Source organism: Actinomadura decatromicini, assembly GCF_008121305.1.
In the GTDB taxonomy this organism is placed as follows: domain Bacteria; phylum Actinomycetota; class Actinomycetes; order Streptosporangiales; family Streptosporangiaceae; genus Spirillospora; species Spirillospora syzygii.
In genome coordinates this window covers 147,405-169,093 of record NZ_VSRQ01000010.1, presented here as the reverse complement: position 1 = coordinate 169,093, position 21,689 = coordinate 147,405, and the positions used below count along the sequence as shown (strand labels likewise).

Here is a 21,689-nt window from a genome sequence, read left to right as displayed (position 1 = left end):
CGGGCGGGTCAGTGCTCGGGCTGCGGCGGCGCCGGATCTAACCCGGCGGTTGGGTCGTAGCCGTCCGCCGTGTGGGCGCGCTGGCGCGGCACGAACCGGACGGGCGGCTCCGCGGCCCCGCCGCGCGCGTCCTCCCGGTCGCGGGACCGGTTGCGCCGCGCGCCGTAGGACGCGACCACCCGCCGGTAGAACGGCCTGCGGATCGCGGTCGGGACGAGCCGGTACCCGCCCCGCACCATGACGTTCCGCCAGTACTGCGGCTGGGAGATGAAGCCCTCCCGGAGCATCTGCCGTTGCAGCCGCAGCTCCGAGCGGAGCAGATCGCGGCCGCCGCGCCGCTCGTACGCGCCGTCGCCGACCCGGTAGAAGACGAGCGGCTCGGCGACGTTCACCGTCCGCGCGCCGTTCGCGATCATCCGGGCGAAGAGCCAGTAGTCCTCCATCAGCGGGAGGTCGCCGTAGCCGCCCGCCGCGACGACGGCGCTGCGCCGGTACACGACCGTCGGATGGTTGAACGGGTCGTGCAGCCGCGAGTAGCGGGCGATGTCGGCCGGGTCGCTCGGCGGGATGCGCTGCCCGACGACGTCGGAGATGTCCGCGCCGAACTCCAGCAGCCCCGCGCCCACGAGGTCGGCGCCCGCGCGCACCAGCGGCACCTGGATCTGGAAGCGGTGCGGCATGGCGACGTCGTCGGCGTCCATCCGGGCGACGATGTCGTGGCGGGCGGCGTGCAGGCCCGCGTCCAGCGCCGGGCCGAGGCCGCGGTTCTGGTCGAGCTCGACGAACGTCACCTCCACCGGGCTGCCCTCCACGAGGGCGTGCAGGCGGCCGGAGAGTTCGGCGGAGACCGGACCGTCCTGGACGAGGACGACCTGGTCGGGACGGAGGGTCTGGTCGTGCACCGCACTGTGGAAGGCGTCCCGCACGTGTTCCTCGTGATCGCCGCCGTAGACGGTCATCAGGAGGCTGAAGGGTTCGGGCTTCATGCTTCCGTTCCGGGGGGAGCGTGGCCCTGAGAGCCCGGTGCGGGGGCGGCTCCTCGGGGCGGAGGGGTCGGGAGGATTCAGTTGTCGCGTCCTAGGTGGGACGCCTTAGCGGCTTTGATGGTTGGCCCGGGTCAAGATACCGGTGTGCCACGACAAAAGGGCCGTGACCGACGTGCCCGGTGGGCACCGGTGCGCCCTTGGTCAGGAATGCTCGCATATATCGCGGTCGGCGCGGACCTCGCCCGCCACCTTCGGGACGGCGGCGTTCTGCCCGCTCAGCATCGCCCCGTCCCTGCCGATGACCAGGTACACGTAGCCGGGCTTGGCGGACGCCCACGGACGCGGCGGATGTCCCGGCACCGCGAGCGCCATCCGGGCGGCCTGCCGTTCGGCGCCCACCCCGTACAGGATCTGCGTGCGCGGATACCGCTTCTTCGTGCTGCCGACCTTGACGATCTGGAAGCCGCGCTCGGCGAGCTGGTCCGCGGTCCGCTGCGCGAGGCCCGGCATCGCGGTGGCGTTGAACACCGCCGCCTTCACCTGGTTCGGCGGGACGGGCCGCACCCCGTTCTGCGCCACCACCGGCGCCGGTGCGGGCTCGGGGAGCTTGTTGTCCTCCCGGACGGCCCGGAACAACGGCTCAGCCTGCGCCATGTCGAACTGCACGCGGTTCTTGTCCTGCGGGAACGCCTGCACCGGGACGGTGACGAACCGCACCTTTCCCGCGCTCATCCCGCGCATGCTGCCCGCGAGCTTCTGCATGACCGAGAGCGTGAGCCGGTCGTCCGCCTTGATGGACTTGGTCGCGGCGGACAGGAACCCGTAGGTGCGGCCGGGGTCGGTGAGCATGCCCTTGTCCGTGGCCTTCTGCACGACGGACGCCATGAACGCCTGCTGCCGCTTGATCCGGTCGAGGTCGGAGCCGTCGCCGAGGACGTACCGGGTGCGGACGTACCCGAGCGCCTGCTCGCCCCGGACGACCTGCCGTCCCGCCTTGAGGTGCAGTTCGGCCTTCGGGTCGTCGATGCGCCTCGGCACGCAGATCTCGACGCCGTCGAGGGCGTCCACGACGCGTTTGAACCCGGCGAAGTCCACCTCGACGTAGTGGTCGATGTGGATCTTGGTGAGGGACTCGATCGTCCGCCAGGTGCAGGCCGGGCCGCCGTTGGAGAACGCCGCGTTGATCATCCCGAACTGGGCCGGGACCTTCGCGCCGTTCTTCTTCTCGCACGGCGGCATCTGCACCATCGAGTCGCGCGGGAAGCTGATCCCGATCGCGCTCTCCCCGCCGGGCGAGATGTGCAGCAGGATCGTCGTGTCCGAGCGCTGCCCGGCCTCGACGCCGTAGCGGGCGTTCTCCCCCGCCCGGCTGTCGGACCCCATCATCAGGATGTTCAGCGAGTTGTTGAGCTTCGCCGGACGGTTCTCGCCGAGCCGGTCGTCGACGTGCTCGCGGTCGATCTGGCCGTCCAGCCTGCGCCAGAACCCGTAGGCGGTGAGGCTCGCGCCGACCAGCACCACCGACATCGCGACCGACAGCCAGCCGAGCACGCGCCAGCCCCGCCCCCGCGCCGGCGGGCCCGGCTGCGGCGGGGCGGCGTCCGCGTAGTACACGCGGGAGGGCACGGCGACTCGCGGCATCCGCACCATTTCAGCACAGTTTGGACAACGGCCACCCGTGTCACAGTCAAGTCGTCCGGCCCCGGACGGGGGTGCCCGGGGGCGTGCCGGGAGGGGCGCGGGAGGCCCACGGTGCGCCCTTCCCCGCGATGCCGCGGTCGCTAGACTCCTCCGAAGATGAGCACCGTAGACGCGCTGACCGACCAGGCCATGGTCGTCCTCCAGGACCGGCCCCTCGTGCCGCTGAGCGCCTGGCTGAGCAGGGCACTCGCCGAATGCGCCGGCAGCGGACGCACCTTGCAGCTCGTCACGCCCCTCGACTCGCGGCTGTCGCTCCCGCTGCGGACGGCCGCGACCGGGCAGGACGTGCAGTGGGTCGTCCGCAACGGCGACGGCTACTACGAGGGCCTCACCGGGCGTCCGCTCAAATGGAACGGCGGGACGTTCGTCCCCGTCCCGGAGGCGCGCGACTACGCGCCCGGGTTCACCACCCGTCCGACCGCGCCGATCGGGGCGCAGCTCACCCTCGTCTACCGCACCCGGCACGGCGCCGACGGCGACATCGGCGGGCCCGTCGAACGCCTCCTCCAGCTCCTCACCGGCAAGCAGCCGGGCGCGCTCGGCCCGGCCGAGCCGCTGGAGCACCCGTGGCGCCGCGACCGGTTCACCGAGTACGCGCGCGGACGCTCCACCGCGCGGCTCCTCGTCGGCGGCGACGGGCCGCGTCCCGCGCAGGCCGTCTGCGACTTCACCGCGGTCGACGGCGGCGGCGTCGCCGAGGTCAGCACCGTCACCGTCGGCTACATGCCGGAGGACCCGCCGCCGCTCCAGCACCTCCCGACGCTCGTCGGCGCGCTCGCCGCCGACCAGGCCGTCGCGTCGCTGTTCGTGCAGGTCACCCCCGGCCGCGCCGACCTCACGACCGAGGCCCGCTGGACGGGCGCGCCCGCGCCCGTCGCGCTCGCCGTCGCGGGCGCCGTCGCCGGGCCGGCCGGCATCCCCGGCCAGCAGGTCGGGCCGCCGCGCGCGCCGCTCACCTTCTTCCCGCTCGGCGACGGCCGCTCCCAGGACGGCTGGCAGCGGCACAGCCTCCTCATGCAGCACCTCCAGTCGGGCTGAGCGCCCCGGCGCGCGCCCGGCCGGAGACGTGCGGTGAAGCGGTCATCGCGGCGAGCGTCCCGACAAACGCCCGCACAGTGCGGATGATCTACCCGTAAGGGATGATGTACGGTCCTGCCCATGGGAGAGGCCCGTCAGCTCGACGCACTTGAGCGGGCCGTCGAGGGGACCCTCGCCGAGGGGTCGTTCGAGTTCGACGGCGAGGAGGCGGTGCTCCGCATCGATGGGTCGTTCGTCGTCACGACGGGCTGGTTCCTGTCCCTCGGCGTGGGCGGCGTCGCGTCGCTGCTCGGCGGGGCCGTCATGTCCCTCACCGGGTTGCAGGACGAGGCCCGCTGGGTGCTCGGCCCGGGCGCGGCCCTGATCGCCGTCTCCCTCGGCTACTTCATACTCCTGCGCTTCACGCCGCTGCACGGCCTGTGGCCCGACCTCGAACTGCGCTTCGCCGAACGGACGCTCGTGCACCGGCGGACCCGCATCCCGTTCCGCGACCTGCGCCCCGAACACCTCGTGTGGAAGAACGGACGCTTCTTCCGGCGGCTGTACGTCCGGCACCCGTCGCTGTGCAAGCAGCTCGCCGGGTTCTTCGACAGCGAGCGGCGGCAGGCCGCCGAGTTCCAGCGGCGGCTCTGGGAGCTGATCTCCGCGCCGGACGTGCCCGCCGTCCTCGCCCACGACGGCGGCCTCACCCCCGTCCAGCGCTGGATCGTCGCGGCGGGCGCGCCCTACGCGGCGATCAACGGGTTCCGGCTCGACCGGCTCGGCGCCGCGCCCGGCGCGGACGCCGCCACCGCCGACCGCCGCGCCGCGCAGGAACTCCTGCACGACCCGTGGGGCGCCTACGACCTCGAACAGCTCCTCGGCGCCGTCAACTGGCTCGTCCAGGACGGGCACCGCGCCGACTTCGCCCACGACGCGCACCTCGCCGCCCGTCCGCCCGCCGCGCAGGAGGAGTACGGGACGCTGCTCCGCGAGGTCGACGCCCTCATCGCGGGCGACCGGCTCGAACCGCCGTTCGTGGAACGGCTCATCGAACTGGTCCGCGTCCGGTACGGGGACGAGGGCGGCTCGTACGCGCGGCTCGTCCCGAAGCTGCTGCGCGACGAGCCCGGCGCCGACGCCAGCGAGGAGGGCGCGGAGCTCGCACAGTTCCTCCACCAGCTCTTCAACGACCGCAACCACGCGGCCGAGGAGCTGCACCGGCTGCAGGCCCTCGCCGACCCGGAGCTGCGCGCCAACGTCGGACGGTTCCTCATCTGGGACTACGGCCGCGCGCTGATGCTCTACCGCTGGGGCTACATGGTCGGCTGGCTGACGGAGGAGTACTGCTGGGAACGGATGCTGCCGCTGGCCCTCGACATCCAGCGGCGCTACAAGTCCTGGCAGGACATGGCGACCTGCTACCTCCAGGGACGCCGGCTCTGGTCCGGCGGCGGCGGGAAGACCCAGGGCGAGTACGAGAACCTCATCCACGAACTGTCGACCGAGGCGCACAGCCCGTGGAACCTCGTCCCGTGGGAACTCGACCTCACCCGCGACTGGACGTGATCCCGGGGCTTCCGGCTCCGGCCTCGGCCTCGGCTAGCCGCCGATGACCCCGCCCTGGTAGGCGGCGCCGTCCTGGCCGGGCGCCTGCGCGGCGGACCCGCCGCTCCCCTGCGCCTTCCAGCTCCGCGCCGGGGCCTCGCTCGCGCCGTCCGGGTAGACCGTTCCCCCGGCCCAGTGGACGAGGGAGTCGGCGAACCGCCGCGCCACCCGCATCGCGTCGGGGATGTCGCCGACGGCGCGGACGTCCACCCACCAGACGGGGACCGCCACCCGGTCGGCGAAGTCGGCGCCGAGCAGCCGCCGGATCTCGCTCCGCGCGGACACCTGCACCGCGTCCTCGATGGAGACGAGCAACCGGCCCTCGGCGTCGTAGAGGAGGGTCGGGTCCGGCTCACCGCCGCGCAGCTCCAGCGGCTCGCCCATGGCGATCATGCCGTCCGCCACGGCGTGCACGTCCGGGCGGCGGCGCACCAGCGCCACCAGGTCACTGCTCATCGGGTCACCCCATCGGGCGGACTGAGCGGGCCGTCGCCGCGCGCCGCGGCCGGCCGCCGGCTTGAGTCGGACACCTGCCTCCCCTCTCCAGCGCAACCCTATGAGACATCCGGACGCCCCGCCGCCCGTCCCCCGGTACGTACATTCGGAGTCATACCTACCATCCCTCGTGAAATTGGGAACTTCCGCCCGCTAATCTGGACCGATCCGCGAACCGTCCCCCGCATGGACACAAGCACGGAGCGCTCATGAGTTCCCCCCAATGGCCCGGCCAGCCCCCGGGCGGCCCGTTTCCGCCGCCCCCGCCGCCGGGCCCGCCGCTGCCGCCCGGCGGCCCCGGCTTCCCGCCGCCGCACCGAGGAGGCGGCGGCGGCGCGCTCGTCCCGCTGCTGATCATCGGTGTGGTGGTGGTGCTCGCGTTCATCGGCATCGGCGCGTTCGTCATCCTGAACACCGGAGACGACGACTCACACCGGACGTCCGCGTTCCCCAGCTACACGCCGTACAGCCCGTCCTACACTCCCTACTCACCCGAGTCGACGCCGTCGTCCTCGCCTTCCAGCGGGACGTCGTCCGACCCGGCCTCCATCCTGGGCCCGACCATCCGGACGGCGAAGGGCAACACCTTCACCCGGGCGGGCACGCGCACCGCGTCGTGCACCAGCCGCGCCAACGCCAAACTGCAGACCGCCCTGCGCGTGAACCCGTGCGTCGGCGAGATGTACTCGGCGGTGTACGCGAACCCGACCAAGAACATCATCACGTCGGTGTCGATCGCGAAGTTCGCCAGCCCGTCGGCGGCGAGCAGCGTCAGCAACGTCACCAACACCGAGGGGTGGCCGCTGCTGCTCACCCCGTCCGACGCGAGCGGGCTGCCGCAGCCGCGCGCCGATCCCGCGTACTGGACGCGGTCCTGGTCGCAGGGCTCCTCCGTCGTCTACGCCCAGTCGTACTGGTCGAACGGCGGCCCGACCGGCGGCCGCACGGGCAGCGTCTTCGCCACGGCGGGCGAGCTCGGCGTCGAGATCACCAACACCCTGGTCTGGTCGAACTGACCCTTAGCCCTCTACCGGCCGGAGCGCCCGCATCCCCACGGATGCGCGCTCCGGCCGCTCCATTTCCCCGGTCGTCGAGCGCCGGGAGTAGGTCAGCAGAGGCCGGGTCGGCAGCGGGTGCGGCGTGGGTCAGCGGGTGCCGGGGGCGAAGTCGCCGAGCGAACGCGCGAACGCCTCGTAGGCGATGCGGCCGACGGCCGCGTGGGTGGCCTCGCCCAGCCGGGAGAAGTCGACGGCCGCGCCGGTCGCGATCTGCCGGTCGTACGGGACGTGCACGACCGGCGTCCCCCACGCGGTCAGCATCTGCGCGGCCCGCGCCAGGTCGGCGCCGACCTGGGGGGCGTGCGAGACCATCGCGATGACCGTCCGCGCCAGGAGGCCGCGCTGCGCGCCCTGGGAGAACCACTCCAGGGCCCCGCGCGCGCTCAGCGCACCGTCGACCGTCCCCGGCGTGACCAGGACGACGCTGTGCGACTGGCCGAGCAGCGACCGGTGCAGGTCGGTGAGGATGCCCGCGCTGCAGTCCGTCACGGCGGCGGCGATGTAGCGGCTCACCGTGGAGAACGCCGCCTGGTACGTGTCGAAGGCGAACTCACCGGTGATCCGGCCGCCGCGGGTCGCGGCGAGGACCCACAGCCCCTCCCTGGTCTGCTTGAGGTACTGCGCGGCCTCCTCGAACGTCCGCGGCTGCTGCGCGGCGAGGTCGAACAGCGACAGCTCCGACCGGACGCCGAGCCGCAGCGGCAGCGACCCGAGCTCCGCGTCGGCGTCGATCGCGAGGACCCGGTCGGGACGGTGCCGCGCCAGCTCCGTCGCCAGCAGCGCGGCCATGGTCGTCTTCCCCGCGCCGCCGCGGACGCTGACCACCGTGATCTGCCGGTACCCGCCGACCGGACGGCGCAGGTACTCGGCGATCTCGGCCTGCGTCCTGATCTGCCCGGACGCGCCGACCGCCTTGCGGACACCGCGTCCCATCCGGCGCACGAAGGCGTCGCCGTGCTGGTTCTTGCGGACGAACTCGTCCGCCATGGGCACCGCGCCGTGCTGGTGCTGCTGCTGCGGCGGCGCCGGCGGCGGGTTCGGTTGGCCCGGCGTCTGGACGGGCGGCGCGGCATGTCCGCCGGACACGTCGCGCGCCTGCTCCTGGTCCTCGGCGCCGGGAGCCTGCGGGAGCCCGGGGGCCTGCGGCGCGCCGCCCCCGATCGGGGTGATCGCCGCCTCCCAACTGAACTCCTCGTTGACCAGCGGGACCTCGGCCTCAACGGCCTGCTGCTGCGGTTGCTGCGGTTGCTGCGCTGCGGGCTCGGCCTGCGCCGCGCGCTGCTGCTCCAACGGCGGCCGTTCCGGCGTCGCGGGCGTGGGCGTGGGCTCGGGCGCGCTCGGCTGCGGCGCGTCCGGGAACGGGTCGTAGGAGGCCGGCTGGGCAGCCTCGGCGGGCGCCTGCTGCGGCGGATCGGGAAACGGGTCATAGGGCTGCGGCGGCCCCGGCTGTTCGACCTGCTCAACCTGTGCCTGCGCCTGCGCCGCCTCGGCGGCTGGCTCCGGTGCCACGGGCGCGGCCGGAGGCGCCGCGAGAGGCTCCGGATCCGGCGCACCGGCGGCGGCCGTCGGGGCCTCCTGCCGGGCACTCCGCTGGGCCGCCTCCGCCCCCCATCCGGCGTCCGCGGGACGGGCCGCGGCCGATCCGAACGTCGCGAAGCCGCGCTGGGACGCGCCGAGTTCGCGCAACACGCCAAGCTGCCAACCCGAGTCCGGCACCCGCCCTCCTCTCGTCCCGGTGCCAGCCTAGGGGCTCCGGGGCCCCGGCCGAACGCCCGCTCCCACCCCTGAGATCCCCGCCCGAGCGGTGACGGGGACCTCAGGAAGACCTCACCCTCCGGTCAGGGAACTCCCACCCGACTTGTCGGAGCACTGCACGGAGTCCTTGCGGACCTGCTGCAGCTTCGCCGCGCCCATGCCCTGGGCGTTCTTCGGCGAGAAGTTGAACCCCGGATCGGACGGCTCAGGCATGTCATAACCCAGCCCGCGCATGCACGCCACGAACTTGGTCGCCATCTTCATCTGGTCGGGGTTCAGCGTCTGGTTGCCCTGGATGCTGCCCCCGCCGTCAGGGTTGGCCGACACGCTGGCACCCTCGGGCACCTTGATGCCGCCCACCTCGTCCTCGGAGTCGCCGCCGCAGGCGCTCAGCCCGAACGCCATCACAACGACACCGGAAATGACCAGGAGCTTCTTCACCATCACTCTTCCGTTCGGATTGATCGCACACCAACAGAGGGCCGCCGCACACGCCACCAAGCGCGACGACGGCCGCTGAAAGAAGGAGCTAGTTCGGAGGCCGAGTGCCCCCAGGACCGTTCGGCGGCGGAGGCGGCGGCGGTCCAGCGGCCCCACCCCACCCCGGCGGCGGCCCGTACTGCTGAGGCCCACCGACAGACGCCACCCCGCCAGCCCGCCTCCTGCCTCTCACCACGAGAAACACGACGAACACCGCGCCAAGCAACCCGGCCACAACAAGCCCGACAATGAGCAACTGCGTATTCCGCGCCGCCTGATCACTGTCCTTCTCAGCCGCCGTCTTGGGCTGCCTAACCGACGGCACCGCACTCGGCTGGACGGGATTGGACCTCATCCACCTGTCGTACGCAGCGAACACCGGATTCGGCGCAGACTTTGGGACGGTGGCCGTCAACGCAGCATGCGGAATGACCACCCCGTAACCGGTCAGGTCGTCCTTGCCCCGAGGGCCCGCGTCCACGGCCGTGTTGATGATCCGCTGAACCACCTCACGAGCCGACATCTGCGGATACTTCGAGCGGACCAGAGTCACCACTGCAGCCGTCAAAGCCGCGGCCTGGCTGGTCCCGGACACATTGTCCAGAAGGGTGCCGTCCGCCCGGAGGGCATTGACTCCGACACCCGGCGCCGCCACCGAGACATAAGGTTTTCGCTGAGTGCTAACCCATGGGGTCTTCTTGTTGTCGACCGCTCCGACCGTCAGCACGCCGATGCAGTCGCCCGGCTCTTCCGAGTCATTGCTCTCGTCGCCGTCGTTTCCGGCGGACGCGACGACCACCACGTCCCGCTGAAGCGCATAGGAAACGGCCTGCTGTAGCTCAGGGCCGCATCCGCGCTGGGTGGCGAATCCCTGGGAAATGCTGATCACCTTTGCGCCGTGATCGACGGCGAAACGGATCCCCTTGTCCCAGACGGTGAGACTCGACTTCACCGACATGATCTTCGCTTCCGGGGCCACGCCCACGTATCCGGTGCCGGTCCCGCGCGAGGCGATCAGGCCCGCCATCGCCGTACCGTGGGAACCGTCCACGTCAGAGGTGGGAGCGATTTGGCCGTCCCCGCCCTTGAACGTCGTCTGATCGATGCCGGGAACCAGGACGCCCTGGAGATCAGGAATCCGGCCGTTGACCCCGTTGTCGATCACAGCGACGGTGACACCGGCCCCTTTGCTGATCGGCCATGTTTCCTTCTCGATCGCCCAAGCGGAGAACCACCATTGGTCATCACGTCCTCGGGGAGTCGCGACCGCGGGCATCGCCGTCGACAGGACCAGGGCCGAAGCGGCCGCCATCGCGGCCAACGCTCTTGTCATCCGTTGCACGGCGAAACCTCACTATAGGGAATACGGCATGAGCGGCCTAAAGAAGTCAATCCGCGCATGCCGTCTCCCGCATCGTCTCGTGAACCGAATTTCGGGGTCAGCCAATCACGGGAGGGGTGGTGTCATCATCGTTTCCACCCCACACGTCCTCGTCTTCCGTGAGCCAGGTCGAGCGCTCGTGCTCGCCCTCGCCCTGGCCGCCACCACCGCGTCCGCCCATGGGCGCGCCGCCCATTCCGCCGCGGCCGCTGCCACCGGTGGTCTTCCCGAGGCCCTTGCCTCCGCCGGGGCTGCCCTTGCCCATGCCACTGGCCCCGGGCCTGCCGCCGATCGCTCCACCGACACCACCGCCACCGGGAATGCCGCCGCCACCGCCGCCGGGCAGACCGCCACCACCGCCACCGAGGCCGCCTTTGCCAAACGGGTCGACGCCGCTTCCCCCGCCGCCACCGGGCAGACCGGCAAGATCACTTCCTGACGGGCCGCCACCAGGAATGCCACCACCCGGGATGCCACCGCCCTGGCCGCCTCCGGGCATCGTCGCGCCGCCGCTACCGGCGCCGTCGAGGCCACCGGGCATTCCTCCGCCACCACCGGGGAGACCGCCGCCACCGCTCGGGGTACCGCCGCCAGGCGGCCCGCCGCCGGGAATCCCACCGCTTGGAGGCATGGACGGGCCTTGCTTGAACCTCCCGAAATCGGGAGGAGTGGTGGAGATCTCCGCGGGCATCGCGGCGTTGGCCTCGCGGGCACGGTCACTCAGGCGCTGGACGTGTTCGACGGCGGCCTTGGATTCCGTGTGTTTGATCAGCCCCAACGCTTCGCCTTTGCTCAGCCCCATCAAGCCACCGACCGGGCCGCCCAGGAGAGTGCCTCCGGTGACGACCCCCGCCTGATCCCAGGTGAGTCCCTTGAAGAACCCTTCCTTGGGCTGATGCCTCTTGTACCAGTCCAGTTTCTCGCCATGGTCCTTGAGGACCCAGGCCGTCCTACCGGAAACCTGATAGATGTTCTCGGCGCTCTGCTGCAGCTTGCGCATCTGCTTGATCGCGGCCTCCGCGTCATCGCCCTTCCAGACGGCGGCCAATGCCGACGACTGGCTGCGGAGGACGCCCGCCATGCTTCCGAACCTGTTGGAGACGTTTCGGTACACGTGTCCGGCCTTGATCACCCTTTCGGGGTTCGTGCCCTCGAAGAGTTGATGCATGGCATCCATGTCACCGGACCACTGCTGACCATTGTCCGTGTTGGAGCGGATAGGCGCGTGAAACCGTTCTTCACCCATGGTCAACTCCCGCCCCACTTCGGCGTGTCCCGCCGCCCCGCCTTCGGGTCACTGCCTGAGATGACTCCGTAGACGGCGGTGCTGTTCGTCTGTTCCTTCTCGTCATGGTTCGCGACCATGCGCTCCAGAGCCGCGATCATCTTGTCGTAGCTGCTGAGGAAGGCCTGGTACTGTCCCGAGATCTGCGTGTACGCCGCGCTGGTGGACGCACTCAAGACCTGCCCGGCCGGATACGTTCCAAGGTCGCGCATGGTGATGTTGCCGTTTTGCTGAAGGTCGAAGGTGTTTCCATCACCGCTTTCGAATTTCTCGCGCTCGACCTTCAAGGCCTTGATGATCTTTCTGACCTCGTCGCGGTCGATTTCGCTTTTCTGATGACCCATGGGAGCCTCCGGCGGGCGGGGAGGAGTCGCCCGTTACCCCGTCTCGACTTCTGTTCGACAGTTGTTCTGCGCGGGGTGATCTCGGTCGGTCGGCTCGGTTTCGGCCGACCAGGGAGCGTGGGGGGTGCGTGGTCAGCCGCTGATGATGCCGACGTTGGTCTTGACCGTGCCCTGACCGGTGTGGCTGGACGACTGGATCACCTGACCCAGCTGCTGCACGATCCGCGCGATGTCGGCCGCAGACGCCTCCCACTGACGCTTGGCGTCGAAGTAGGCGTCCTTGGCCCCGTCCTCCCACTGACCCAGCTTGGACTCCACACTGCTGGCCAGATCGTCCAGCTCCGAGTTCATCTGGTTGAACTTCTGCTGGAACTGCGCGTACGCCTGCTCCATCGCCCCGAAGTCCATCGAGCTGTAGCCCATTGTTCCTCCGTGTGCTCGTGAGTACCGAGAAGACCGATCAGCCGTTCAACAGCCCGGCGACCCGATTGACCGCCTCGGTCTGCTGCTGCTCACTACCCTCGTAATTGATCTTGACCTGCACCAACTTCTCGTGCAGCTGGTTCAGCACATCCAGGACCTTGCCCAGCTCACCATTGAACTCGTTGTACACCTTGGTGAACGCGCTCCCCGCCTCACCGATCCACCGACCCGACAGAGCCGCCTGCTCATGCCCGAGATCAGCCTGGATCTTCCGCAGGTCCTGCGCGGCCTCTTCGACCCGCTGGGCCGCCTGGGCCATTTCCCCTCTGTCAACCGCAGACTTCTGGCTCATCAGTCACCCTTCCCCGTTCGTCGCTCGACGCGGTGATCCCGGACCAGTGGTCGACATGATCGACTTGATCACTACTGTCAAGCTCGGCACACATCCTCGTAAAGCGAGGCTACATGCCGGGATTGCCCGACGCTGGGGATTGGGACTTACGGAAGACCACATTGGATGAATGGAGACCACCGAAGCTCAACATGCAGGTCGCACGCGGTTTCAAAGACGGTCCAATCAGACATCTTCCACCCATGGCCATAACGTGGGGTGATCACGGAGAGATCCTCCGATTCCGCAGGAGTTTTCCTTTTCTCCCATATTGCTGACCACAGGTAGTTGATCACAATCATGGATCATCGTGTTTGAAGCGCCCTCGACGGCGGAGCAATAGCAAATTCTCGGAGATACCGCTCCGCACAGGAAGTACGAGCTCGGCGCATCGCAGGAGCGCGTCATCGCTGGGCCGTCCTCGACGGGGCCTATGAGCGGCACCCGGAGCGGCCGGCGGAATATGGCGGGGAGCGTCTCTGGTGGAGCGGCTCGGATTGGGAGCCGGGGTGACTCGATTTCGCCGGGGAGTTCGCGCCTTGCCGAGCGGCTACGGGTCTGGTCGGCGGGCGAATTCCGGAGTCACCCCGGCCGTGTCTTCTGGCGGGGAGACGTGCGTCAGCCGCCGGACGGCTGCGACTGCGCGGCGCACTCCGCGGAGTCCTTGTTGACCTGCGCGTCGCTCTTGCCGTTCTTGTCGGTCGGGACGACGACCGGCGACGTCGGTTCGGGCATGCCGTAGCCCTTCTTCCGCATGCACGCCACCACCTTGCCGAGCGCCTCCCGCTGCGCCGGGGTGAGCTCCGAGCCGCCGCCCCCGCCGTTCGTGCCGCCGCCGCCCTTGGTGCTGCCGCCGGTGCCGCCTCCACCGCCGTTGCCCGTGATGGTGCCGCCACCGTTGCCGGTGATGGTGCCGCCGCCCGAGGGCGACACCTTCCCGCCGGCGTCGTCCTTCGAGTCGCCCCCGCAGGCGCTCATGCTCAGCGTCAGCGCGGCCGCGACGATCGGGACCACCAGCAGTCTCTTCATGATCACTCTTCCGTTCGGGTCGATTGCACACCAAATGAGGACGGCCGTCCGCGCGCACGGAGGTGAGCGCGCGGGCGGCCGCTTGGGGAGGAAGGTCAGTTCGGAGGCCGGGAGCCTCCCGGGCCCTGCGGCGGCAGGTAAGGACGTCCGCCCTGAGGCCCGCCCTGGCCACCCGGCGGCGGACCTTGCGGACCACCCCATCCGGACGGCCCGCCCTGCGGCGGCACCGGCTGCCCGCCCTGCGGCGGCGGCGCGGCCTGGCCGCCCCAGCCCGGCGGCGGGCCGGACTGCCCCCCGCCCGGCCCCATCGGCGGCGGCTTCTTCTTGCCGCGCCGCACGAGAAGGAGCAGCACGCCCCCGCCGATGACGACGACCACGGCGCCGATCCCCAGCAGGATGTAGAGGTTGCGATCAGCCTGGTCGGCCTTCTTCGTCGCCTCGGACTTCGGCACCTTGGTCTTGGACGGCTTCGCGCCGGCCTGCGGATTCTGCGCCAACCAGCGGTCGTACGCGGCGAACACGGGGTTCGGCGCGTTCTTCGGCACGTTCGCGCTCAGCGCCGCGGCCGGGATGATGACGCCGTTCCCCGTCATGTTGTCCCTACCAGGGGGACCGGCGTCCTTGGTCGTGTTGATGATCCGCTGGACGACCTCACGCGCGGGCATCTGCGGGTCCTTCGACCGCATCAGCGCCACGACGGCCGACGTCAACGCGGTCGCCTGGCTCGTCCCAGCCAGACGGTCCATGACCTGGCCGTCCGCGCGAAGGACGTTGACCAGCAGCCCCGGGGCCGCTACGGCGACATAGGGCTGCCGCTGGGTCTTGGTCCAAGCGTTCTTCTTGTTGTCGACGGCCCCTACGGCGAGAACACCGCTGCAGTTCGCCGGCTCCTCCGGGCGATTGCCGACGTCACCGGTGTTCCCCGCGGCCGCGACGACCACCACGTCGCGCTGCAGCGCGTAGGCGACGGCCTGCTGGTTCTCCGGCCGACACTCGCCGGAGAGGCCCTGCGAGACGTTGATCACCTTCGCGCCGTGATCGACGGCGAAGTGGATCGCCTTGTCCCACCCGCCGTGCTGGGTGATGATCGGCATGATCTTGGCGCCGGGAGCGACGCCGACGAAGCCCGAGGCCGTTCCCTGGCTGGCGATCAGCGAGGCCATTCCCGTGCCGTGGGAGTCCTCGACGCTGGACGTCGGGCCGATCTGGCCGTCACCGCTGCCGGTGTCGGTGTTGGTTCCAGGGACGATGACTCCCTGAAAGTCGGGAAGTTTCCCGTTGACTCCGTCGTCGATGACCGCGACGGTGACGCCGTCTCCCTTGGCGACCGGCCAGACCTTCTGCTGGATCTCCCACGCGGAGAACCACCACTGGTCGCTTCGCGGGTTCGGAGCCGCACCGGCCGGTGCCGCGGTGGTCAGGACCAGAGCGGACGTCGCTCCGATCGCGGCGAGCCATCGTGTCATCCGTCGCACAACGAAACCTCACTACACGGAACACGGCGTGAGCGGCCCGACTTCGCCGATCCGCTCACGCCGTCTCCTGCTGCGTCCTCTGGTGACTGAGCCTCGCTCAGCCAATCACGGGAGGAGCGGTGTCACCATCGTTTCCGCCCCACACGTCCTCGTCCTCCATGAGCCAGGTGGTGCGCTCGTGCTCCTCCTCGCCCTTGCCGCCGCCACCGCGTCCGGCCATCGGGCCGCCCATGCCGCCGCGACCGGCGGCTCCGGCCTTGCCGAGGCCGCGGCCCGCGCCGAGGGCGCCCTTGCCCGCGCCCATTCCGGCACCGGGAATGCCCCCGGCCAGACCGCCGGCACCGGCGCCGCCACCGGGGATGCTGCCGCCGCCACCGCCGCCGGGAAGCCCGCCCCCGGGCAGGCCGCCCTTGCCGAACGGGTCGACGCCACCGCCGCCACCGCCGGGCGGGAGACCGGCGAGGTCGCTGCCTCCGCCGGGACCGCCACCGGGGATGCTGCCGCCGTGGCCGCCACCGGGAAGGCTGCCGCCACCGCCGCCGGGGATGTTGCCCCCGCCGGGGATGTTGCCGCCGTGGCCGCCGCCGGGAAGACTGCCGCCTCCACCACCGGGAATGCTGCCGCCACCGCCGGGGATGCTCCCGCCGCCGCCACCGCCGCCCGGGTTGCTGATCTTGCCGCCGCCGGGCAGGTTGTTCTTGGGAAGCTGGGTGAAGCTGTCGTGGATCTGCGGCAGGTCGGTGGAGATGCGTTCCGGCATGTTGCCGTTGGCCTGGACGGTCCGCTCGCCGAGGCGCTTCATGTGCTCCTTGGCGGCCTTCTCCTCGGCGTTGTCGATGATGCCGAGGGCCTCGCCGATCTTCTTGCCGCCGAGGGCGAGCATGCCGCCGCCCGGGCCGCCGACCATGGTGCCCGCCGCGACGACGCCCGCGTCGTCCCAGGAGAGGTTGCCGACGAATCCCTTGCCGGGACGGTGCGTCTTGTACCAGTCGAGCTTCTGCCCGTGGTCGGTCAGGGCCGCGCCGGTGGTGTGGGAGACCTGCTGCATGCCCGTCGCGCTGTCCACCAGGCGCTGGATCTGCTTGACGGTCTCGTCGGCGTCGTCGCCCTTCCAGACTCCGGCGAGCGCGCTCTTCTGCGCGCGGAGGATGCCTGCCGCCTCCTGGAACTTCTGTGCGGCGGCCGTGTAGTATCCGCCCGCGTCGCTGACGCGCTGCGGATTGGTGGCATCAAGGATCTTGTTCATGTCGTCGATGCCGCCGTCCCAGTCGGTGGGACTGTTCTGATGTGAGCGAATCGGCTCGTCGTGCTTGCCCATGAGTAATCGATCCCGCCTAGCCGCGCCTAGTACGCGCTCGTGTTCTTGGTGGTGGGTGTGGCAGCACCACCGCTCGTCATCGCCCGGTTGGCGGCGGCCGTGTTCTGCTGTTCCTTCTCGTCGTGGTTGCCCACCATGCGATCGAGAGCGTCGATCACACCCTTGTAGCTCTGGAGGAACTGGTCGTACTGGGTCTTGATCTGCGTATAGGCGGCCGTGGTGGACGCGGCCAGGCCCTGCACAGCGGGATACTGTCCCAGGTCGGCGTTCGTGATGTTGCCGTGCACCGAGATGTCGTTGCGCGTGCCCTTGCCCTTGTCGAAGTCCTCGTAGTTCGCTCTGAGCTTCTTGAGGATCTTCTTGACCTCTTCGGTGTCGATCTCGCTCTTCTGATCACCCATGTGAGCCTCCGGCGGGCCGGGAGTCGCCCGCTACCCCGTGTTGACTTCTCGTAGAAGTTTCGCGCCTGACCGCCGCCACGGCCGGCCGCCTCGGTGTCGGGCGGCCGGCCGGGGGGAGCTTGTGGTCTGTGGTCAGCCGCTGATGATGCCGACGTTGGTCTTGACCGTGCCCTGACCGGTGTGGCTGGACGACTGGATCACCTGACCCAGCTGCTGCACGATCCGCGCGATGTCGGCCGCAGACGCCTCCCACTGACGCTTGGCGTCGAAGTAGGCGTCCTTGGCCCCGTCCTCCCACTGACCCAGCTTGGACTCCACACTGCTGGCCAGATCGTCCAGCTCCGAGTTCATCTGGTTGAACTTCTGCTGGAACTGCGCGTACGCCTGCTCCATCGCCCCGAAGTCCATCGAGCTGTAGCCCATTGTTCCTCCGTGTGCTCGTGAGTACCGAGAAGACCGATCAGCCGTTCAACAGCCCGGCGACCCGATTGACCGCCTCGGTCTGCTGCTGCTCACTACCCTCGTAATTGATCTTGACCTGCACCAACTTCTCGTGCAGCTGGTTCAGCACATCCAGGACCTTGCCCAGCTCACCATTGAACTCGTTGTACACCTTGGTGAACGCGCTCCCCGCCTCACCGATCCACCGACCCGACAGAGCCGCCTGCTCATGCCCGAGATCAGCCTGGATCTTCCGCAGGTCCTGCGCGGCCTCTTCGACCCGCTGGGCCGCCTGGGCCATTTCCCCTCTGTCAACCGCAGACTTCTGGCTCATCAGTCACCCTTCCCGACTTGGTACCACTCGTGTTCGACGCGGCGCGAGCCCCCGTTGGTTCACTGCCGACCCGGTCGACTTTGAACACCATCGTCAGGCACAACGCACATCCTCGTAAAGCACGTTACGGATGCAGTACGGCAGATGATCGCCGATTCAGCTTACGGAAGACCACATGACACCAAAAGGGGTCGTCGTCAAACGGCGGGGGGCGCGGACGGACGACCCGGCGGTGTCAGGCCCACATCTGGGTGTTGGTCCCCTCGGCGGACTTGTAGTTGTGGTGGGCGGCGCCCACCGACTCACCGAACTCCTTCACCGTGTCGGCCTGCTCACGCGCGACCTTGTCCCACTTCCCCTTGGCCTCGAAGTAGGCGTCGCGCGCGTCGTCCTCCCAGCGGCCGAGCCGGCTCTGCAGATCGGCCTCGAGCGCGTCCAGCAACTGGACCATTTCCTGGTGCTTGGACTGGAACATCGCCTGGGCGTGCTGCATCGTGGCGTACTCGGTGCTGAACGCTTGACTCACGGCAACCCTCCGTCATGAACCGCAACGCCGGGCGATCGTATCAAGATTCGCCGGTTCGTTGGGAAACTCGCCATTTTTTCTGATCATGTGCCCGGGCTGCCGGGTTGAATGGGTTCAAGTGCCTTCTGCGGGTCCAGCGCCGGTCCCTGCGGGACGAGATTGAGCAGGTTCGCGGGCACCGGGACGGCGTCGTTCTTCTCCTCGGAGATGCTGTAGCCGAGGGCCTTCGCCGTCTCCGGGGACTTCAGCGAGTAGCGCTTGCCGTCGTCGGCGACGAGCGCGTAGGTGTTGATCGCCTCGATCGAGCCGGACGCGGGCAGCACCCCCGCGAGGACGGCGCTCCCCGGCGGCAGCACCACGTTGTCGACGCCGGTCCCGGTCGCCTGCGTGGGCATGGGCAGGTCGGCGCCGCCGCCGATGGTGAGCTTGGCCGCGGTGGAGCTCTTCTTGGTGTCGGGGTAGACGACGCAGAGGGAGTCCTTCGCGTCGTACGGGCGCACCTTGATGGCCGTCTGCGGGAGCCGCTCGTCCAGGACGGGCTGCGCCGACCGGTGGTTCGTCACGGCCGCGCCGTCGAGCGGGGTGTCCTTCGGCTTGTTGTATCCGGCCGAGTTCTGGATGAGCGCCGCCTGCAGCTGGCTGATCGGCGCGTAGCCGTCCGCCATCAGGACGTACGGCTGGTCGCCCGACCCGACGCCCTTCACCACGAACACCTGCCCGATCACGCCGGCCGCCCCGGCGAACCCTGGCTTGCCGCCCGCGCCGGGGATGCGCGGCGGGGCGAAGTCGGGGCCGGGCGGGAGCGCGTTGACGAACCCGGGCGACACCGCGGCGGGCGCCGACGCGCTGAGCACGGTGAGCCCGGCCGGGGACAGCCGCATCCGCTGGTTCTTCCAGATCAGCCAGTTGTTGTCGGCGCCCGTGCTGACGACGACGCCGGTCGCCGGGTCGAGCGGCTCGCCGCCGACGTCGCGTCCGCCGACCAGCGAGACGACCGACTGCCCGGGGCCGCCGCCCGCGTTCTGCCGGACGCACACCGACCACGGCCCGCCGACCAGCCGCTTCGCCGCGGGCACCGAGTCGGGCGCGCCGGGGATGCCGATCATCGGGCCGCGGGTGAACTTCGACAGCGCCTTCGCCGACACCGACTTCTGCTCGGCGGGCCCGCCGCTGCCGCCGCCCGCGAGGGACGCGGCGAGCTTCGCGGACGCGTAGTTCGCGACCGGGCAGAGCACGTCCTTCTGCGCGCCGCGCGGCTTGCACCACACGAACGCCGCGCCGGTCTCCTTCTCGATGAGGACGACGCCGGGCTTGTCCAGGCCGCTGCCCCCGCCGCCGATGAGCAGCCCGACGATGCCGAATCCGGCGGCGACGAGGATGCCGACCATGATGCCGGCGAACGTGCCGACGTTCAGCTTGCGGAGCGGCTGCTCGGGGTAGTCGGGTTCGGCGAGGATCAGCGCCTGCGAGGCGCGGTGGGTCATCAGGCGGTGCGCCTGGAGCAGATCCCTCTTGGTCTGCATCGAGCCTCCTCCTCGTCAGCCTCGTCAGCCCACCACGGAGCGGACGTACTCGAAGACCCCCGCGACGCCGAGCGCCAGCGGGACGAGCGCGACCACCAGGATGATCTCCAGGATGTCCCCGGCGCGGCCCCAGAACGGAGTCAGCCGGTTGCCGGGCAGCCACATTCCGACCCCGGTCGCGATACCGGACACGATCAGCGTGGGCAGCAGGACGCCGAGCAGCAGCATCATCTGCGAGTCGGTGTCGAGGGCGGTCGCGAGGGCGAGCGCCCCGAGCCCGGCGACGCCCGGGATGAGCAGCCAGAGCTTCTGCGCCCGTCCCCGCAGGATCCGCGCCCGCAGCAGGAGCGTGAAGGAGAGGACGACGCACATCGTCGGGCACACCCAGCCGCCGTCCATCGACAGCGGGACGACGGCCCCGAGCGCGGTCAGCCCGATCGCCGACACCCCGCCGGTCACGAACCGGTCGGCGACGGCCGTCCGGTCGAGGAGGGCCTGGCCGTCCACCACCAGGGTGTCGCGGCGCAGGTCCTCGGCGCTGCCCGGGACGGGCGGCAGCTGCACCCGCGCCATCTTGAACGCGACGCCGGGAAGCAGCGGCGTCAGCGCGAGCGCGACGGTGACGGTGATGGCGGCGATGCCCGCGGCGTCCATGTCGAAGCCGAGCGAGATGGCGCAGTTCACCGTCCCGAGCAGGGCGGCGATGGCGGCGCCGTAGAAGACGGGCAGGCCGTCCGCGATGGCGAACCCGGCGAGCGTCGCGGCCAGCACCACCGCGCCGAAGCCGGCGGCGAGGTTCAGCGAGCCGATGTCGCCGAGCTTGTCGTCGCCCGCCGGGCCGAGCACCCCGGCGAGGAAGGCGTACGGGAGCGCGGCGTAGCCGAGCGCGGCGCCCGCGCCCGCGTCGCCGAGCGCGCGGGACAGCGCGATCGCGGCGATCAGCAGCAGCAGCGCGACGCCGCCCGCGGCCCCGGCCGGGGCGTACCAGGACGGCCCCGCGAGCAGCAGCGTCAGCGACCCGACGACCAGCCCGGCCACGCCCCAGCCGAGGGCGAACCTGCGGGTGGAGTCGTTCCGCCAGCGGCCGGGACGGTCCTTGACGGCGGTCGCGACGACGTCCGGGACGTCGTCGAACACGAGGTCCGGGATCTGCGCCATCCGGGGGCGCAGGTAGATGAGGTCGCCGTCGCGCAGCCCGGCCTGCGCCGGGGTGCTGGACGGGTCGAACGGGGCCTCGTCGAGCTTCTGCAGCACCCACCCGCCGTGCGCCAGCCCGGCGTCGGCGAGGTTCTGGCCGGCGTAGCGCAGCATCGTGGGGTAGAGCTCGGCGAAGGTCGCGTCGGAGGGCAGTGCGATGTCGACCCGGCGGCTCGGTCCGACGACCGTGATGCGGCAGAGGTCAGCTCCAGGGAGCGCACTCACGACTTCTTCCTCGCAAATCTTCCGGTGCGGACGGGGGGCGGGGCATCAGCATGGTGCCATGCGGGGTGCCTCGGCTGCGGGGCCTCGGTGTGATGTGAACCGGGCCAACCATAATGTCTGGATGCGTCCCCCGTGTACCCGTCCGGTCACCGGCGGGCCCGGGACGGCTCGCACGCCGGAACCGATGCCTCTACGATTCGTACCGATCGAGTAACGGCACGACGACGCGACACGGTATGCAGCAGGATGCCGGCAGGCCGACGGCGCACCCCGCCCGCTGCATCGAACGCTCCCGT

The 21,689-nt window shown here is 70.4% G+C and carries 22 protein-coding genes; 3 read left to right on the top strand and 19 right to left on the bottom strand.

Annotated features, from left to right (window positions below; all coding sequences use genetic code 11):
- Positions 1-8 precede the first annotated feature (8 nt).
- Positions 9-986 carry a glycosyltransferase gene (locus FXF68_RS36925; RefSeq protein ID WP_148767475.1) on the bottom strand — a complete coding sequence of 326 codons (978 nt, stop codon included), beginning with the start codon at positions 984-986 and terminating at the stop codon, positions 9-11.
- Between the two features lie 201 nt (positions 987-1,187).
- Positions 1,188-2,627 (bottom strand): LCP family protein, encoded by a 1,440-nt coding sequence (locus FXF68_RS36920; RefSeq protein ID WP_148767474.1) that lies wholly within the window; start codon positions 2,625-2,627, stop codon positions 1,188-1,190.
- A gap of 156 nt (positions 2,628-2,783) precedes the next feature.
- Here FXF68_RS36920 and FXF68_RS36915 point away from each other — a divergent pair, with 156 nt between their 5' ends.
- Both FXF68_RS36915 and FXF68_RS36910 read left to right on the top strand, forming a co-directional pair.
- Positions 2,784-3,725 (top strand): DUF6177 family protein, encoded by a 942-nt coding sequence (locus FXF68_RS36915; protein WP_222870270.1) that lies wholly within the window; start codon positions 2,784-2,786, stop codon positions 3,723-3,725.
- Between the two features lie 120 nt (positions 3,726-3,845).
- Positions 3,846-5,273 carry a DUF1266 domain-containing protein gene (locus FXF68_RS36910; RefSeq protein WP_148767473.1) on the top strand — a complete coding sequence of 476 codons (1,428 nt, stop codon included), beginning with the start codon at positions 3,846-3,848 and terminating at the stop codon, positions 5,271-5,273.
- A gap of 33 nt (positions 5,274-5,306) precedes the next feature.
- Here FXF68_RS36910 and FXF68_RS36905 read toward each other — a convergent pair whose 3' ends face one another.
- Positions 5,307-5,768, bottom strand: coding sequence for a hypothetical protein (locus FXF68_RS36905; RefSeq protein ID WP_187438305.1), 462 nt, complete (start codon positions 5,766-5,768; stop codon positions 5,307-5,309).
- A 248-nt stretch (positions 5,769-6,016) separates the two neighbouring features.
- Between FXF68_RS36905 and FXF68_RS36895 the strand changes: the two genes are divergently transcribed.
- The gene (locus FXF68_RS36895; RefSeq protein ID WP_187438304.1) at positions 6,017-6,823 is read left to right on the top strand and encodes a hypothetical protein; all 807 of its coding nucleotides are present in this window, start codon (positions 6,017-6,019) and stop codon (positions 6,821-6,823) included.
- Between the two features lie 129 nt (positions 6,824-6,952).
- Here the strand turns inward: FXF68_RS36895 and FXF68_RS36890 are convergent, their stop codons facing one another.
- From FXF68_RS36890 to eccD, 16 genes are all read right to left on the bottom strand, one after another.
- A complete protein-coding gene (locus tag FXF68_RS36890) occupies positions 6,953-8,581 on the bottom strand; it encodes a MinD/ParA family ATP-binding protein (protein ID WP_148767470.1) in 1,629 nt (542 codons plus the stop codon).
- A 111-nt stretch (positions 8,582-8,692) separates the two neighbouring features.
- Positions 8,693-9,064 carry a hypothetical protein gene (locus tag FXF68_RS36885; RefSeq protein ID WP_148767469.1) on the bottom strand — a complete coding sequence of 124 codons (372 nt, stop codon included), beginning with the start codon at positions 9,062-9,064 and terminating at the stop codon, positions 8,693-8,695.
- Positions 9,065-9,149: 85 nt separating this feature from the next.
- On the bottom strand, positions 9,150-10,412 hold the full coding sequence (locus FXF68_RS36880) for a S8 family serine peptidase (protein ID WP_187438303.1): 1,263 nt from the start codon (positions 10,410-10,412) through the stop codon (positions 9,150-9,152).
- A 127-nt stretch (positions 10,413-10,539) separates the two neighbouring features.
- On the bottom strand, positions 10,540-11,727 hold the full coding sequence (locus FXF68_RS36875) for a WXG100 family type VII secretion target (RefSeq protein WP_148767467.1): 1,188 nt from the start codon (positions 11,725-11,727) through the stop codon (positions 10,540-10,542).
- Between the two features lie 2 nt (positions 11,728-11,729).
- The gene (locus FXF68_RS36870; protein ID WP_148767466.1) at positions 11,730-12,110 is read right to left on the bottom strand and encodes a hypothetical protein; all 381 of its coding nucleotides are present in this window, start codon (positions 12,108-12,110) and stop codon (positions 11,730-11,732) included.
- Between the two features lie 132 nt (positions 12,111-12,242).
- Entirely contained in the window at positions 12,243-12,533 is a 291-nt protein-coding gene (locus FXF68_RS36865) for a WXG100 family type VII secretion target (RefSeq protein WP_148767462.1), read from the bottom strand.
- Between the two features lie 37 nt (positions 12,534-12,570).
- Complete coding sequence (locus FXF68_RS36860; protein ID WP_148355784.1) at positions 12,571-12,885, bottom strand: WXG100 family type VII secretion target; 315 nt, start codon at positions 12,883-12,885, stop codon at positions 12,571-12,573.
- Between the two features lie 657 nt (positions 12,886-13,542).
- Positions 13,543-13,953 (bottom strand): hypothetical protein, encoded by a 411-nt coding sequence (locus tag FXF68_RS36855; protein WP_148767465.1) that lies wholly within the window; start codon positions 13,951-13,953, stop codon positions 13,543-13,545.
- A 95-nt stretch (positions 13,954-14,048) separates the two neighbouring features.
- Complete coding sequence (locus tag FXF68_RS36850) at positions 14,049-15,419, bottom strand: S8 family peptidase (protein ID WP_148767464.1); 1,371 nt, start codon at positions 15,417-15,419, stop codon at positions 14,049-14,051.
- A gap of 106 nt (positions 15,420-15,525) precedes the next feature.
- On the bottom strand, positions 15,526-16,746 hold the full coding sequence (locus tag FXF68_RS36845; protein ID WP_148767463.1) for a WXG100 family type VII secretion target: 1,221 nt from the start codon (positions 16,744-16,746) through the stop codon (positions 15,526-15,528).
- Between the two features lie 26 nt (positions 16,747-16,772).
- Positions 16,773-17,147: a hypothetical protein gene (locus FXF68_RS36840; RefSeq protein ID WP_067900009.1), complete on the bottom strand. Its 375-nt coding sequence runs from the start codon at positions 17,145-17,147 to the stop codon at positions 16,773-16,775.
- A 132-nt stretch (positions 17,148-17,279) separates the two neighbouring features.
- Positions 17,280-17,570, bottom strand: a complete 291-nt coding sequence (locus FXF68_RS36835) for a WXG100 family type VII secretion target (protein ID WP_148767462.1) — start codon at positions 17,568-17,570, stop codon at positions 17,280-17,282.
- Between the two features lie 37 nt (positions 17,571-17,607).
- Positions 17,608-17,922, bottom strand: coding sequence for a WXG100 family type VII secretion target (locus FXF68_RS36830; protein WP_148355784.1), 315 nt, complete (start codon positions 17,920-17,922; stop codon positions 17,608-17,610).
- Positions 17,923-18,157: 235 nt separating this feature from the next.
- Positions 18,158-18,448, bottom strand: a complete 291-nt coding sequence (locus FXF68_RS36825; RefSeq protein WP_148767461.1) for a WXG100 family type VII secretion target — start codon at positions 18,446-18,448, stop codon at positions 18,158-18,160.
- A gap of 83 nt (positions 18,449-18,531) precedes the next feature.
- Positions 18,532-19,971, bottom strand: a complete 1,440-nt coding sequence (gene eccB / locus FXF68_RS36820; RefSeq protein ID WP_148767460.1) for a type VII secretion protein EccB — start codon at positions 19,969-19,971, stop codon at positions 18,532-18,534.
- Positions 19,972-19,995: 24 nt separating this feature from the next.
- Entirely contained in the window at positions 19,996-21,393 is a 1,398-nt protein-coding gene (gene eccD, locus FXF68_RS36815) for a type VII secretion integral membrane protein EccD (RefSeq protein ID WP_148767459.1), read from the bottom strand.
- Positions 21,394-21,689 lie beyond the last annotated feature (296 nt).